16 protein-coding genes are annotated in these 16000 nt (G+C 32.8%); 5 read left to right on the top strand and 11 right to left on the bottom strand.

Annotation, left to right across the window (positions count from 1 at the left end; translation table 11 throughout):
* Positions 1-175 precede the first annotated feature (175 nt).
* The gene (gene dnaK, locus AAC053_RS11080) at positions 176-2077 is read right to left on the bottom strand and encodes a molecular chaperone DnaK (RefSeq protein ID WP_339756393.1); all 1902 of its coding nucleotides are present in this window, start codon (positions 2075-2077) and stop codon (positions 176-178) included.
* Positions 2078-2366: 289 nt separating this feature from the next.
* On the opposite strand from dnaK, the gene AAC053_RS11075 reads away from it, so the two are divergent.
* Together AAC053_RS11075 and AAC053_RS11070 are read left to right on the top strand one after the other, a co-directional pair.
* Entirely contained in the window at positions 2367-2873 is a 507-nt protein-coding gene (locus AAC053_RS11075; RefSeq protein WP_339756391.1) for a hypothetical protein, read from the top strand.
* Between the two features lie 193 nt (positions 2874-3066).
* Positions 3067-4491 carry an L-serine ammonia-lyase gene (locus AAC053_RS11070; protein ID WP_339756388.1) on the top strand — a complete coding sequence of 475 codons (1425 nt, stop codon included), beginning with the start codon at positions 3067-3069 and terminating at the stop codon, positions 4489-4491.
* Here AAC053_RS11070 and AAC053_RS11065 read toward each other — a convergent pair.
* Positions 4488-4946: a nuclear transport factor 2 family protein gene (locus tag AAC053_RS11065; protein ID WP_339756385.1), complete on the bottom strand. Its 459-nt coding sequence runs from the start codon at positions 4944-4946 to the stop codon at positions 4488-4490. The genes AAC053_RS11070 and AAC053_RS11065 overlap by 4 nt on opposite strands.
* A gap of 107 nt (positions 4947-5053) precedes the next feature.
* Between AAC053_RS11065 and panB the strand changes: the two genes are divergently transcribed.
* Both panB and AAC053_RS11055 read left to right on the top strand, forming a co-directional pair.
* Positions 5054-5872 (top strand): 3-methyl-2-oxobutanoate hydroxymethyltransferase, encoded by an 819-nt coding sequence (gene panB / locus AAC053_RS11060; RefSeq protein WP_339756383.1) that lies wholly within the window; start codon positions 5054-5056, stop codon positions 5870-5872.
* A 32-nt stretch (positions 5873-5904) separates the two neighbouring features.
* Positions 5905-6615, top strand: a complete 711-nt coding sequence (locus AAC053_RS11055; protein ID WP_339756380.1) for an RluA family pseudouridine synthase — start codon at positions 5905-5907, stop codon at positions 6613-6615.
* On the opposite strand, the gene AAC053_RS11050 is transcribed toward AAC053_RS11055, so the two are convergent.
* The 9 genes from AAC053_RS11050 to AAC053_RS11010 form a co-directional block, all read right to left on the bottom strand.
* Complete coding sequence (locus tag AAC053_RS11050) at positions 6612-7328, bottom strand: histidine kinase (protein WP_339756377.1); 717 nt, start codon at positions 7326-7328, stop codon at positions 6612-6614. The two genes, AAC053_RS11055 and AAC053_RS11050, sit on opposite strands and share 4 nt — an antisense overlap.
* 47 nt (positions 7329-7375) lie before the next feature.
* On the bottom strand, positions 7376-8080 hold the full coding sequence (locus AAC053_RS11045) for a hypothetical protein (RefSeq protein ID WP_339756374.1): 705 nt from the start codon (positions 8078-8080) through the stop codon (positions 7376-7378).
* A 20-nt stretch (positions 8081-8100) separates the two neighbouring features.
* The gene (locus tag AAC053_RS11040; protein ID WP_339756371.1) at positions 8101-8616 is read right to left on the bottom strand and encodes a hypothetical protein; all 516 of its coding nucleotides are present in this window, start codon (positions 8614-8616) and stop codon (positions 8101-8103) included.
* A gap of 86 nt (positions 8617-8702) precedes the next feature.
* A complete protein-coding gene (locus AAC053_RS11035) occupies positions 8703-9554 on the bottom strand; it encodes a biotin-dependent carboxyltransferase family protein (RefSeq protein WP_339756368.1) in 852 nt (283 codons plus the stop codon).
* Complete coding sequence (gene pxpB, locus AAC053_RS11030) at positions 9547-10278, bottom strand: 5-oxoprolinase subunit PxpB (RefSeq protein WP_339756366.1); 732 nt, start codon at positions 10276-10278, stop codon at positions 9547-9549. The genes AAC053_RS11035 and pxpB overlap by 8 nt, the downstream gene beginning before the upstream one ends.
* A gap of 6 nt (positions 10279-10284) precedes the next feature.
* Positions 10285-11028 carry a 5-oxoprolinase subunit PxpA gene (gene pxpA, locus AAC053_RS11025; protein WP_339756363.1) on the bottom strand — a complete coding sequence of 248 codons (744 nt, stop codon included), beginning with the start codon at positions 11026-11028 and terminating at the stop codon, positions 10285-10287.
* Complete coding sequence (locus AAC053_RS11020; protein WP_339756395.1) at positions 11029-12255, bottom strand: Nramp family divalent metal transporter; 1227 nt, start codon at positions 12253-12255, stop codon at positions 11029-11031.
* Positions 12252-13367, bottom strand: a complete 1116-nt coding sequence (locus AAC053_RS11015; RefSeq protein ID WP_339756360.1) for a DUF2891 domain-containing protein — start codon at positions 13365-13367, stop codon at positions 12252-12254. Before AAC053_RS11015 ends, AAC053_RS11020 begins: the two co-directional genes overlap by 4 nt.
* A gap of 108 nt (positions 13368-13475) precedes the next feature.
* Positions 13476-15014, bottom strand: a complete 1539-nt coding sequence (locus AAC053_RS11010) for a YifB family Mg chelatase-like AAA ATPase (protein WP_339756358.1) — start codon at positions 15012-15014, stop codon at positions 13476-13478.
* 525 nt (positions 15015-15539) lie between these two features.
* Here AAC053_RS11010 and AAC053_RS11005 point away from each other — a divergent pair.
* Positions 15540-15824 (top strand): hypothetical protein, encoded by a 285-nt coding sequence (locus AAC053_RS11005; RefSeq protein ID WP_339756355.1) that lies wholly within the window; start codon positions 15540-15542, stop codon positions 15822-15824.
* The last annotated feature ends 176 nt before the right edge of the window (positions 15825-16000 follow it).

Here is a 16000-nt window from a genome sequence, read left to right as displayed (position 1 = left end):
ATCCAGAAAATGTGTCGTCTTAATTTCAATTTTGTTTAGTTAGGCTACTGTAAATCTAGTTAAATTTAGGTTTACGGACTTTAATTTCACTTCCAAATATTAAAAAACGCAATCAAGTTAATGATTGCGTTTTTTATAATAGATTCTGAAGTAAATTCAGAATGACAAATCAAGGTTATTTCACCTCTTCAAAATCTACGTCTTCAACATTATCAGTTTCAGCTTCTGGTTGTTCAGCTCCTGCATCAGAACTTGCATCTCCACCTTGAGCATCTGCTTGTGCTTTGTACATTTCTTCGCTAGCAACTTTCCAAGCTTCATTGATTTTCTCTAAAGCTGGGTCAATTACTTCGATATCTTTTGTTTCAAAAGCTTTCTTTAATTCTTCAAGTGCATCTTCGATTGGTTTTTTCTTATCGTCAGATAATTTATCACCAAATTCAGTTAACTGACTTTCTGTTTGAAAAATCATAGCATCAGCACTATTCAATTTATCTGCTGTTTCTTTAGCTTTAGCATCAGATTCTGCATTAGCTTCAGCATCAGCTTTCATCTTTTGGATTTCCTCTTCTGTTAATCCAGATGATGCTTCGATACGGATATCTTGCGTTTTATTTGTCGCTTTATCAGTTGCAGATACTTTAATGATACCATTAGCATCAATATCAAAAGTTACTTCAATCTGAGGTGTTCCACGTCTTGCTGGTGGAATTCCGTCTAAGTGAAAACGACCAATTGTTTTGTTATCTGGTGCCATAGGACGTTCACCTTGTAATACGTGAATCTCTACAGATGGCTGGTTATCTGCCGCTGTTGAGAATACTTGCGATTTTTTAGTAGGAATGGTAGTATTTGCTTCAATTAGCTTTGTTAATACATTACCCATAGTTTCTATACCAAGAGATAATGGAGTAACATCTAATAAAAGAACGTCTTTAACATCACCTGATAATACACCACCTTGAATACCTGCCCCTAAAGAAACAACCTCATCTGGGTTCACACCTTTACTTGGCGATTTTCCGAAGAATTTCTCTACTGCCTCTTGTACTGCAGGAATACGTGTAGAACCTCCTACAAGAATAACTTCATCAATATCAGATTTAGATAATCCTGCTGCTTTTAATGCAGAAGCACATGGCTCAATAGTACGTTTGATTAAATCGTTAATTAACTGCTCAAATTTAGAACGTGTTAATGTACGTACCAAGTGCTTTGGTCCACTAGCAGTAGCCGTTACATAAGGTAAATTGATTTCTGTCTGTGCAGAAGATGATAATTCAATCTTCGCTTTTTCAGCAGCTTCTTTAAGACGTTGTAAAGCCATTGGGTCTTTACGTAAATCCATACTCTCATCAGCGATAAATTCTTCAGCTAACCAATCGATAATACGTTGATCTACATCATCTCCACCTAAATGAGTATCACCATCTGTAGATAATACTTCGAAAACACCATCACCTAACTCTAGGATAGATACATCATGAGTTCCACCACCAAAATCAAATACTACGATTTTTTGGTCAATACCCTTTTTATCCATTCCGTAAGCTAATGCTGCCGCAGTTGGTTCGTTGATAATTCTACGAACTTTTAAACCAGCAATCTCACCTGCTTCTTTAGTTGCTTGTCGTTGTGCATCATTAAAATACGCTGGTACTGTAATTACAGCTTCAGACACATCTTGTCCTAAATAATCTTCAGCAGTTTTCTTCATTTTTTGAAGAATCATAGCTGATAATTCTTGTGGTGTATATAAACGACCATCGATATCTACTCTTGGTGTATCGTTGTCACCTTTTACAACCGTATATGGTACACGTTCTGCTTCTTTCTTAGACTCAGAATACTTATTACCCATAAAACGTTTAATCGAATAAACCGTTTTTGTTGGGTTAGTTACTGCCTGCCTTTTTGCTGGATCACCAACTTTAATTTCACCACCTTCTACGAAAGCGATAACCGAAGGTGTTGTTCTTTTACCTTCAGCGTTTGGGATTACAACTGGCTCATTACCTTCCATTACAGAAACGCAAGAGTTTGTTGTACCTAAATCAATTCCAATAATCTTACTCATAATAATATGTTTGTTTTAATAGCTTTCCGTCTTCACGGAAATTATAGTGTTGTTCATTTTTAAACTCGATTACTAATAGACAATGATTATGCCATGACAAAAAATGTGACATGATGTCAGATTTGTTTTATCGATATTATTTTTAATATCCTCAACTTTGGTATTAGTTTTGATACATTAAAAGAAACCTAAACATTATGAGCCATCCATCACTAAAAATTTAGTTGCACAAAGAAATTTTCATATGGATGCACCATGTGACCTTATAAACAAATTAAAATATTTACACATGAAACGTATATTATCCTTTATTACACTATTTGCTTTGTTATTAACTTCTTGCACAGGCGACCAAGGACCTCCCGGTTTTGATGGCGAAGTTGCACCTGCTTTTGAGATTGAAAATGTTGATTTTACATCTGAAAATGATTATACAGTAAGAGAAAATTATGGCTTTGAAGTTTTTCCAACCGAAGTAACTTTAGTTTATATTTTGTGGAAAGATAATCCTGGACATCAGCAAGATGTTTGGCGCTTAGTACCACAAACTATCATTTTTGAAGACGGTAACGATTTAGTTTATAATTTTGAATTCACTTCAATATATGTGGATTTCTTTCTAGAAGGTTCTAATTTAGAAATCTTAGATGATATCTGGACTCAAAACAAAGTCTTTCGAGTAGTCGTAGTACCTGCTATTAATGTTGGTCGCGGCACTAATATAAACAATGTTGACTATAGTGACATAAAAGCAGTTATAGAAGCTTACAATATTACTGAGTTCTCAAAACGATAAAATTTTTCGTGTCTCAAAATCACTCGAACTGACGTCAATTTGTATTTTTAGATTTAAAATGCACAGCGGGTAAAAAACATTTTATATTATTTGAAAAAGTCTGAAATTAGTTTCAGGCTTTTTTATTTCTTAAATTAAAAGTCTTTGAGGAAACAAAATCTATATTTGCGATACAACTAAAACGTTTTCATTAATGGAATGTATTTCTATATTTGACATGCTTAAAATTGGTGTTGGTCCATCGAGTTCTCACACCTTAGGACCTTGGCGAGCAGCTGAACGTTGGATAAAAGAACTGAAAGAAAAGAATCGTTTTGACAAGGTTGAACACATCACTGTAGATCTTTACGGCTCTTTATCACTAACAGGAAAAGGACATGCCACTGATTATGCTGTTTTACTAGGACTTAGTGGTGCAGACCCAGAGTATATTCCTGTGGAGAGTATCGACGGCATTATTTCAATAATAAAAGATACAAATACACTTAATTTTAACGATGAAAGAGGACTTCCTTTTAATATAAAAGAGCAGATCATTTTCAATCGTAAATTTTTACCATTTCACGCTAACGGAATGTCATTTACCGCTTTAATCAATGGCAGAAATTACAAACAGACCTACTACTCTATTGGTGGCGGATTTGTGGTACAAGAAGAACGAAAAATTTCTAAGGCAAATAAAATTATTTTCTATTGCACATTTCCATATCCTATTTCTTATGGAGATGAATTATTAAAATTTTGTCATCAACTAAAACTTCCAATTTCTGGTGTAGTACTAGAAAACGAAAAATCTATTAGGGATGAGGCTTCTATAGATTTTGAATTGAAACGTGTATGGAATACCATGCTAGAATGCATGTATGTTGGCTGCCATACAGAAGGCAATTTACCTGGTGGTTTAAATGTAAGACGACGAGCTTATGATATGCACAAAAACCTAATTGGAGAAAACAAATATGAAAACCCGAAAAAATGGCTTGAAACTATTAGAACAACGGAAGTTAAGTTTCGCCAGATTTTAAAATGGGTGAGCTGTTTTGCTTTAGCAGTAAATGAAGTTAATGCTTCTCTTGGTCGTGTAGTTACAGCACCAACTAATGGGAGTGCTGGTGTTATTCCGTCCGTACTAATGTATTATTTGGTGATTGAAAATCATAAAGCTGATTTTGAACATATTAAAAGATTTTTGTTAGTGGCTGGTGAAATTGGAAGTATCTTTAAAAAAGGAGCAACAATTAGTGCAGCAATGGGAGGTTGCCAAGCAGAAATTGGAGTGTCTTCTGCTATGGCAGCAGGTGCATTGTGTGAATTGCTAGGCGGAACTCCTGAACAGGTTTTAGTCGCTGCAGAAATAGCTATGGAACATCACCTTGGTTTAACTTGCGATCCAATTGGTGGATTAGTGCAAATACCATGTATTGAGCGCAATGCTATGGGAGCGATAAAAGCAATAAATGCTGCCGAATTAGCTTTAGATACTGACCCTAAAAATGTAAAAGTGCCTTTAGACAAAGTGGTTAACACCATGTGGGAAACTGCAAAAGACATGAATACTAAGTATAAGGAAACTTCTGAGGGTGGTTTAGCAATAAGTGTAAATATGGCTGATTGCTAATCCTTACAGCCTTCTCTGCGTCTAGTATCCACTAAATAAATAATTTTCCATTCCCCATCTTCTTTAATGAGTTGAAACGAATTTACTCCACAATGGCTAAACTTACCATTGAACCAAAATTCATAACGAGTCCAAGCATTTGCCATATTTCCATCTACTTTAATATCGAAACTCAATAACTTTTCTTCAAAAGTTTTGTCCTTTGGAATACTTGCAATACTTTTTATGAAATTTTTATAGCTTTCTTCTTGTAAAACCGTTTTGCCTTCCTTATTGACTGAAATGGATTGCATCTTAATATCTCCTTTAACTATTGTCTTTAAAGCTGTAGTATCTTGTTTATGGAAAGCATCAAAGAATTCAATGACTTTGGCTTTTACATTTTCAGTTTCAGTCTCTTGAGCATTTACATTTAGTCCCATACAAAAAATAAGAATTAATAATAGTTGTTTCATGATTGGCATAGTTTGATTGAAAAATAAGACTTCGATAGTATTTCTATCTTATTTTAAACAAAAATTTAACAAAACTCATTATTTTTACGAATACTAATTTAAGTAATATGTCAGTAGCAAAAAAAGAGTACAAAAGAATTACAGTAAAGACTTTAGTAGATATGAAGTCTAAAGGCGAAAAAATATCTATGCTTACGGCATACGACTATACTATGGCTAAAATTGTTGATGGTGCTGGTATAGATGTTATTTTAGTTGGTGATTCTGCTAGTAATGTTATGGCTGGTCATGAGACTACTTTACCAATTACATTAGACCACATGATTTATCATGCATCCTCCGTTGTTAGAGCAATTGAACGTGCATTAATTGTAGTCGATTTACCTTTTGGCAGTTATCAAAGCGATCCTAAAGAAGCTTTACGTTCTGCCATTAGAATTATGAAAGAATCTGGAGGACATGCAGTAAAAATGGAAGGTGGTAAAGAAGTAAAAGAATCTATAAAACGTATTTTAAACGCTGGTATTCCTGTAATGGGCCATTTAGGCTTAACTCCTCAATCTATATACAAATTTGGTACTTATACAGTGAGAGCTAAAGAAGAACAAGAAGCACAGCAATTAAAAGAAGATGCTTTAATGCTTGAAAAAGCAGGTTGTTTTGGCATTGTTTTAGAAAAAATACCTGCTGCTTTGGCTAAAGAAGTTGCAGAAAGTGTTTCAATTCCTGTAATTGGTATTGGTGCTGGTAATGGTGTAGATGGACAAGTTCTTGTATTACACGATATGCTTGGCATGACGCACGAATTTAATCCCCGATTTTTAAGACGATATATGCATCTTTATGAAGAGATGACAAAGGCTATTTCACAATATGTTGATGATGTGAAGTCTGAAGACTTTCCTAATGAGACTGAGCAATATTAGTAAGAAGCAACAAGATAATTATTCGTGTATTCGTGGCTCGTACTTCAGATAAAATTATTTCTACCAAAAACAATCTTCAAGTTTTACATGAAGACAATCATATAATTGTGGTTAACAAACGTGCAGGCGATATTGTGCAAGGTGATAAAACTGGTGACAAACCACTTAGTGATGTTGTAAAAGAATATATTAAGGATAAATATAATAAGCCTGGAAATGTATTTTTAGGTGTAGTACATCGATTAGATAGACCTACAACAGGTGTTGTTTTATTCTCTAAGACAAGCAAAGCTTTACCTCGACTTAATAAATTATTTGCCGAAAAGTCTGCAAAGAAGACCTATTGGGCTTTAGTTAAAAATAAACCACCAAAAACTAAGGATACACTTGTACATTGGTTAAAGAAGAATCCTAAAAATAATAAATCTACAGCCTATTTTAAAGAAATTGACGATAGTAAAAAAGCGATTTTACTCTATAATGTTATTAAAAAACTAGATAATTTCTATTTATTAGAAATTGATTTAGAAACCGGAAGGCATCACCAAATACGTACTCAATTGGCATCAATCGGTTGCCCAATAAAAGGTGATCTTAAATATGGTTTTAACCGTAGTAATAAAGATGCTAGCATTAGTTTGCATGCCAGAACATTACGCTTCGTTCACCCTGTAAAAAAAGAGGAACTCATTATTACTGCACCTTTGCCTAACGATCCATTATGGAAAGCTTGTATGGATTAAACTGTTCTGTAAGGATAAACAATCGTTAACTTAGTTCCTTTGTCTGTTTTTGATTCTAAATTAAAACTTGCATTTATTAGATCTGCTCGTTTCTCCATATTAATTAACCCAGAGCCTTTTTCTGCAGAATCCGTATCAAATCCATTTCCATCATCGTTAACTTCAATTTTTAGCTTACCTTCTAGATAATTTAAAGTTATATCTAAGTTTTCGGCTTCAGCGTATTTTAATGTATTTGAAGAAAATTCTTGAAGAATACGAAACAAAATGAGGTCGTCTTTTTTGTTTTCAAAATCTACCTTCTCACCAGAAATTGTAACACTTGTCTGAATTAAACCCGTTTTATTTAAACGTTCAATTTCGTTCTTTACTGTTGCATCAAATCCAAGATTAAATATTACATCGCTATTTAAGGACTTAGATAACGCTCTTACCTCAGTTAGTGTCTCTTTTAATGCACTAGAAGCGTTATCAACCTTAACTTTTATATCTTCTTTAGCAACTTTAGCAACAGCATTCATTTGCATCGTTGCTAAAACTAACATTTGTCCTACATTATCGTGTAATTCTCTCCCTACATGTTTTAAAGTTTCTTCTTGGATTTCCTGTTGCGTTTTTATGAGTTCTTCATCAAATTGTTTTTGTTGCTTAATATTGTCTAAAAGTAATTGATTCTTACGACGTTGAAAGGTTGTAAAAAAAACTACAAACACAATCACCAGTATTAAAACAAAAAAAACAACGTACCCAATAAGAGCAATTATCTCGGTATTAATTTCTTTTGGAATCGAAGTGGATATAAAAATGCAAATATGTACCATGAATACAATATTATATTAGATGTATTTAAGAAAATTTTTCTAAATGACAAAAACTCTTCATTAACCTTTAAATGAAAGGCATTAAAAATAAACAAGGGAGTTAAACAAATATACCATAACATTAATGCTATGATAACGTAAAAAACAGGCGACTTATAAAAATTCATTAATTCATTGCTCTTTAATAATTCTCTTAAATACAACATCACCATAATAAAGATAACGAAGGTTGAAATTACAAAATCATAAGGAAGTACCGCTTCAAAATAATTAGCTACAAAAAGAAAATAGACCAGCCAAAAAATAATAAAGCCTAATACTAAAGACTTTATGATTCTATGAGAGAATAACGTGTTTGTATTGCTAATCATAAACTTTCCAATAAGAAATACGACTATTGGGTCATAAGTATTATAAAGCCAAGTATTACGATAAAATTGAGAGTTCTTAATATTGTTTATTATTGAATTATCCAAAATTTCATATAAAAAAGGATACATCGCTAAAGTTTCAATAAAAACTATAAACCATAGATACCAAACAAATGGTCTAATAGCATTCTCTTTTGTTTTTAACCAATAAAAAGAAGCCGATAAAGCAGCTCCTAACTCAAGTAAATGAAAGAGGAAATCAAAGGTTGTCATTTAAATCAAATAAGTTTTAATCATTGAGGATAATTTGCTCCAGGTGGTTTACCACTCTCACCCATATTCAATCCATCTCCACCAGAAATATCTCCACTACCACCTCTCAATGGCATCATACTTCCTTCGGATGTATTGTTATAACCTGTTGGAATAAAAAACATTGTTGTTAAACCCGTTTCTCCTTTTGCATCTGGGTAAGCGCCTAAATAGACTCGCAATCCGTCCATAATATAACCCAATTCACCAGCTTGGTTCTCTGCATGCTTGATGTAATTTTGTATATCTTCTAACGACCACCAGGATGATCTGTTGTCACCAGTTGTAGTGTTACTAAATAAAGAGTCACTAATAATTTTATGCCTAAAACTATAAGCCGCATCTAATACCTTGGCTTCCTTTGGTGTAATTAGCCCTTTGGGCGTTACTGATGTTATAGGTTCAGAAGTCATCTTCACCTTATTGTTAAAGCAATAATAATACATAGCTAGTGCTCCTAAAATAATTCCTAGCAAGAGTAATCCGAAATTTTTCATAATAAGTAGTTTGTATTAATTAATAGTTGACACTAAATTATTGAAATTATTGAACACAGCAAATAATTATTAGTCACTTTCTTACATTATGAAACTTTTAGTCTAATTTTTAATGTTTTTCCTATGGCTTTTTGGCTCAGAATACTAATTGCTTTTTCTGTAAGCTGCAATACCCTAGGATAACCACCAGTAGTTTGGCAATCTCGCATTAAAACAATTAGGCGTCCGGAAGGTGTTAATTGAACCGTTCCTGGTAGCACTGGCGAAGTTAAAATTTGCTTTAAGTTATTTTTAAATAAAGGCTCTAACTGATATGCCATTCGATTATTAAGCTTAGAGACCTTAAAGTCGCTGTTTAGTAGTTGTTCTTGTATATCTCTCGATAATCTATTGAATTCTGGACCTTTATAGGCTTCTAATGTATTGTTTTTAAGGGTTGTGTAATTATACTTCACATTAGCATTTAACTTTTGCAGATTAGCTATATAGCTTTTATAAGCTAATGTATCACCATCAGTAATTCGATGATTATGTGTTATAACTTTATACATGCTTCTACTTCCAAGAATCTTATTGCTTAAAACCCCTCCTTTTATAGCCAAATAAACCCTTAAACCAGATTTTAATTTTCCAAAACTCAAAATATCATTATTTTGAATAGTTAATACGGCATTCATCTTAACAGGTTTGTCATTTAATATAGGTGAAAGATCTGCACCAGAAATTGCAATTATTGTAGGCTGTAAAAATTGTAATTTCGAACCAGTCATTGTGATTTCGAGAAGCGCATCTTCACTTTTATTTCCTAAAAGTGCATTTGCAAACTGACTCGAATAAGAGTCCATCGCTCCAGAAACAGGCACACCATAAGTTCTGTAACCAAAGCGTCCTGTGTCTTGAACAGTGGTATAAAAACCCGATTTTAAAACCTTAATCATAAGTATTGATAGATTTTAATTGATAATTAAAGCGATATACTGATTTCTGAATGTCTAAATAGTCTTGTTTATCAACAGAAATAAACTTTACCTTATCTCCAACATTTATTAAACAAGGAGGGTTTTCATTAGCATTAAACAATTCAATAGGTGAATTACCAATAATATGCCATCCGCCAGGACTATCTTGTGGGTAAATACCTGTTTGCTGTCCACCAATGGCTACTGAGCCTTTTTTCACATTTAGATTTGGTAAAGTTTTACGATCTAAAAACAATTTAGAATCCAGTCCTCCTAAGTATAAAAAACCTGGCAAAAAACCAATAAAATAAACTGTATAAATAGCCTCAGAATGACATGATATAATTTCTGGTTTTGAAAGTTTTTTTTCTTTTGAAAATGAATCTAAATCCACACCAAACTCATCATCATAACAAACTGGTATTTCCCAAATTAAAGGATGAGTATTTTGAAATTTATTTTTACTTTTATAAAGTGTTTTTAGTTCTAATATTTCATCATTGATATTATCTATAGTGAGGTTGTAAATTACTAATATTGAGCTATATGTGTTTATTACTTCAGCTTTATGTTTAACATTATTTTTTTTAATGCTATTTTTAAAATTTAGAATGTCATTTAGCACATTTTTATCAATTATAGCTGGCCATTCTATTAAGATGGAAAAAGAATTATACTGTGCATATCGAAGTTCGAACTCCATAATTTATTACATGATTTCAACCTGATGTTTAGGCAATTCTCGGTTCAAATATTTTAATATTTTAATAGCATTATTTGCATCTCCATGAACACAAAATGTTGATGCTTTAATTGGCACTTCTACTCCACTAATTGTTTTTACTTTTTGATGCTTTACCATACGCAAAACATGCTGCAAAACTTCGTCTTTATCACTCAACAATGCGTTATTTTTTTTTCGAGATACTAGTGATAAATCATCGTTGTAATTTCTATCGACAAAAGCTTCAAAAGTGACTGGAATATTTTCATTACTTGCTAATTCTGCAATTTTAGATTTATAAGGTGCGTAAAGTTTTATTGGCATTGCAATACTTTTTAAAACTTCAATAATTACTAGCGCTGTTTTTTCATCTCTTGCAGCTAAGTTATACAATGCACCATGCGGTTTTATATGATGCAATTGTGCGTTTTCATTATGTAATATACTTAGCAATGCTCTAATTTGTTGCTTTAAAATTGAATATAAATTGGCAGCAGATATTTTCATATCAACTCTTCCGAAGTTAGTCTTATCAGGAAAAGAAGGATGAGCACCAATTTTTACATTATGCCTCTTTGCTAACTTCACAACTTCAGTCATGGTTTTTATATCACCAGCATGTCCACTACAAGCAATATTACAAGATGATAAATAAGGTATTATATCAGATTCGTTGCCAATACCTTCACCAACATCTGCATTAATATCGATTTGATAACTTGTTGTCATTTATATTAATTTAAAAACACTAAGAATTCCTTTTGCACCTAAAAAAATCGTGATCATCAGAATGATTATTCCTAATATATTCTGAAATTTTGAATTTTTATACAATCCAAGTACAGAAGTTTTATTCATCACCCAAAGCAAAAACCCTGCAATTATGGGCAATAATAAACCATTTGCAACCTGAGCAAACTTTATAATTTCAATTGACTTAAATCCTATTGTTGAAAAAACAACACCCAAGCCTAAAATAAACATCCAGACTGCTCTAAACTTTGCCGACTTTAAATTTGCTGACCAGCCCAAACAACCACTTGCTACATAAGCAGCAGCTAATGGCGCTGTAATTGCACTAGTAATTCCTGCAGCAAATAAACCGATGGCTAAAAAATATTTTGCTTGTACACCAAATAAGGGTTCTAAACTTATGGCCAAATCAGACGCATTAGAAATGCTTTGATATGGAATTGCAGCAGCAGCAATCATCACACACATAGAAACAATTCCTCCTAAAACAATAGCTAAAATTGTATCTTTTCTAGCATAATTTAAATCGCTTTTATCTTTCCATTTGGTTTTTGCTAATGATGCATGTAAAAACAAATTATATGGCACTACAGTTGTGCCAATTAAACCAATAATAGTAAGGATGCTATCTTCTGGAAACCTTGGAATAAAAGCTCCTTTAAAAATGGCTGATAAACTTGGCTTTGTAATTATTGCTGTAATTAAAAAGGCTAAACTCATTAGTATTACCATAAACACCAAGGCCTTTTCTAAAACCTTATAACTGCCAATAAAGAGAAAAACAAATGCTATAACACCAATAATTATGGCATAAGTATTAAAACTAAAAACACCAATTGTTATTATAGGCTGTCCTAAAATAGTTTCCATTCCTAAAGCTCCACCACTTATGTTTCCTGCTTCGTAAGCCGCATTACCAATTACAATTGCACTTAATATTAAGACAATTGCAAGACCTCGTATTATTGGATCTTTAATTTCTGACCTAATGACCTCAGACAATCCTTTTTGAGATACAATTCCCAATCTTGCTGCCATTTCCTGAAGCACAATGGTTGCTAAAATAGATAACACCATCGCCCACAATAAAGCATAACCAAAATTAACACCTGCAAGCGTACATAAGGTTACTGTGCCTGGACCAATGAAAGCAGCAGCCACCAATGGACCTGGCCCGATATTCTTAAAGAATTTCTTCATTATTTATCAACTGAATTCAAAGCATAAATAGCAAAACTTCCTAACCAATGACCACCTTCATAACTATCTCCAACAATACTTGGTAATGAATAATTAATATGCTGATTGGCTATATTTTTAAGATGCTCGTATTCTGGTAGATTTTTTGCGATATAGTTTAAACTCCAAGCTCTCGAAAAATTAACACCATCGAGATGTACCAATTTTCCGTCTGTTCTATCCGAAACTTCACCAACAGCTAACTCAAAAGCTATATCTTTTAATTGTGGTAAGAAATATTGAAACCAAACTTTAAATTCATCTTTAGATAAAACACGTTTCATTAAAGCGGCTTCTTCTAAACAAGGTGATAAAAAATCGAAACCACTTGGCTCCCATTCTAAAGGGCAACCTTTATCGCTAGCATAAAAATCTTTTGCTCTATTTTCAATTAAAGTTTTTAATTCTGAATGATTTACAGCAACTGCATAATCGTAAGCAAAACTCAACCCAAAAGCTGTATTGGGATGTTCACCTACTCTAATTGGATAATTCAGTTTTGGTAAAAACTCAAGGTATTTATTTACTATTAAATCAGTTAAAGGCTGAATATTTGTTTCTAACACTCTAGCTTTTGGATTATCCCAAGTATGCAACTCTTCAACTAGTTTTAGCAACCATGCCCAACCATAAGTACGCTCAAAGGATTTGTTATACTGACCATCAAAGTAGAGCAATTCTTGTTCTATGTTTTCTTTAGATAGATTTTGAAGTAATTTTTCTTGAATTTCAACTCGATTTTCTAAATCTGGAAACTGTTTTAAAAGCGAAACCAAACTCCAATGACCATGAACCGCTGAGTGCCAATCGAAACAACCATAAAATGCAGGATGCAATTCTTTTGGCGTTTTTAAATCTGAAGCATCACCAATGGTTTGGTTTAATTTATTTGGATACTCAGTATTCATGCAATGTAATGGTAATTTTGCTAACCGGTTGGCATGTTCAAGGTTTAAAGTTGGAGCTTCAACAACTTCACTTTTGTAAGTTACTTCTTCTGTTAAGCTCTCTTTTTTTTCAGCATTGTTACAATTGAAAGCTAAGATGATTAATAAAATTGGAAATAATTTATTCATAAGTAATAATCGTTAATTTTTATTGAAATGCAACATTTTTTCTTGCTTCAAACCTTGGCCAACATTTCTTTCAAATCTGAATGAGATTCCTGTCTGAACAGGAATTGGTTATCCCAACCAACCTTCTCTATCTAAACTCCGATATTGAATTGCCTCACTAATATGAGCTCCCAAAATATCTTTAGAGCCTTCTAAATCTGCGATTGTACGAGATACTTTAAGAATTCTATCATAAGCTCTTGCTGATAGATTTAATCGTTCCATAGCTGACTTTAACAATAGCATTGATGCATCTTCTAACTTACAATGTTGTCGTATTTGTTTGGTATTCATTTGTGCGTTGTAATGAATATTCTCTAAGTCCTTAAAACGTTCAGTTTGGTTTTCTCTGGCTTTGGTCACTCGTTTTCTTATCTCTACAGAAGATTCACCATTTCTCTCATCTGCAAGTTTTTCGAATGGCACAGGAGTGACTTCAATATGAATATCTATTCGATCTAATAAAGGTCCAGAAATCTTTCCCATATAACGCTGCATTTCTGCAGGAGAGGATGTTATCGGTGAATCTGGATCGTTAAAATAACCACTCGGACTAGGATTCATACTAGCTACTAACATAAATGACGATGGATAAGTTACTGTAAACTTTGCTCTAGAAATCGTCACCTCTCTGTCTTCTAAAGGCTGACGCATTACCTCTAAGACTTCACGTTTAAATTCTGGTAATTCGTCTAAAAACAATACTCCGTTGTGAGATAAGGATATCTCACCTGGTTGCGGATAACTTCCACCTCCAACAAGTGCTACATTAGAAATTGTGTGATGTGGACTTCTAAATGGTCGTTGAGACATGAGTCCTGCATGTGCTTTTACGCGACCTACTACCGAATGAATTTTAGTAGTCTCCAAAGCTTCGTGAAGCGTCATTGGAGGTAATATACTTGGTAAGCGTTTTGCTAACATCGTTTTACCAGAACCCGGAGGACCAATTAGAATAATGTTGTGCCCACCAGCTGCAGCAATTTCCATACAGCGCTTTATACTTTCTTGCCCTTTAACATCTGCAAAATCGAATTCAGGAAAATCTAAATTTTTATAAAATTCTTTTCGAGTATCAATTATGGTTTGCTCTAAAGTTTCACCTTTATCAAAATGATTAATAACTTGCATAATGTTATCTACTCCAAAGACCTTTAAATCATCAACGATAGCTGCTTCTTTGGCATTCTGAATTGGTAGAATAAAACCTTTAAACCCTTCTTCTCTAGCTTTTACAGCAATTGGTAAAGCCCCTTTAAATGGCTGCAAGCTTCCGTCTAAAGACAATTCTCCCATAATGAGATAATCTTCTAAATTTTCTGCTTTTATCTGTTTAGATGCTGCTAAAATGCCAACAGCCAAAGTTAAATCGTAAGCAGAACCTTCTTTTCTTAAATCTGCAGGTGCCATGTTAATGGTAATTTTTTTGCCTGGAATTCGGTAGCCATTATTCTGTAATGCAGCTGCAATACGATAATTACTTTCTTTTATGGCATTATCTGGAAGTCCTACTAAATGATACCCAATACCTTTATCAACATTAACTTCAACAGTTATTGTAGAAGCTTCAACACCAAAAACGGCGCTTGCGAATACTTTTTTGAGCATAAATGATTAGTTTTCTTAAATGTAGGAAAACCGATTACAATAAAAAAACCTTTCAAAATATAATCTTGAAAGGTTTGAAAATTATTGATGAAATATTTAATTATCAATAAATTTTTTAGAACTCAGTAATAAATTAAAATCTCAATAATAAATAGGTTACAACCAAAGCGACAATTCTCAATAACTAAGAGCAAAAATGGTCAATAAAGAAGAAGTCATCAAAATCAAATTTCATGTAACTAACTACTGACTCCTTTGTTTTTTAATGAATTTTGTTTGTTCAAACTAAATTTCAATAAAACAGACAACCTTAAAATATCTGGAATGTCTAATATGTCTTATCAGATAACTCAATTTAGTTACGTAAGCGACCATTAATACTTAAAACCATATCTGTTTTTTATACAAAAAAATCTATAGAAATCATTTAAAAAATTCATAATAGCGCATCTCGTCGAATATATAATGTATTTCATAGATAATTTAAAAAATATCTCTATGTTTATATTCCCAAATTTACTAGATATGAAAAAACAACTACTATTAACATTGTCCGTTGCACTTATTTGTGGATTAACCTTTTTAAAGTGCTCACCAGAAGTAGAAGTAGAAGTGCAACAAGAAGTATCTTGTGATTGTGAACAAGTCACATATCTTGAATCCAAATATCAAGAAGAGACAACAAACACATGGCTACTACAGCATATTGAAATTGAGCGTATTCCTGTTGGATGCCAAACTGAGACAAATTTTTCTGTACCTCCAATTGGCAGTGTACAAAGAGAAGTATATAGAATAGAATGTAATTAAAATCTAAGTTGCTCTGTTTATAACTTAAGAGCTTTAGATTTCATAAAATTTAAAGCTCTTTTTTATTATAAGAAACATTTCCTTTATTAATAATTCCTTCATGACTTGGAGTATGGCATTTTTAACTAAACCACTATGGACTCAAAGTCCATAGGTTTTTAAATCTGACTAAAGTC

The sequence above is a fragment of the uncultured Winogradskyella sp. genome, assembly GCF_963975125.1.
Taxonomy (GTDB): Bacteria; Bacteroidota; Bacteroidia; order Flavobacteriales; family Flavobacteriaceae; genus Winogradskyella.
The sequence above is the reverse complement of the archived record's forward strand: the minus strand, read 5'-3'. Positions and strand labels throughout refer to the sequence as shown.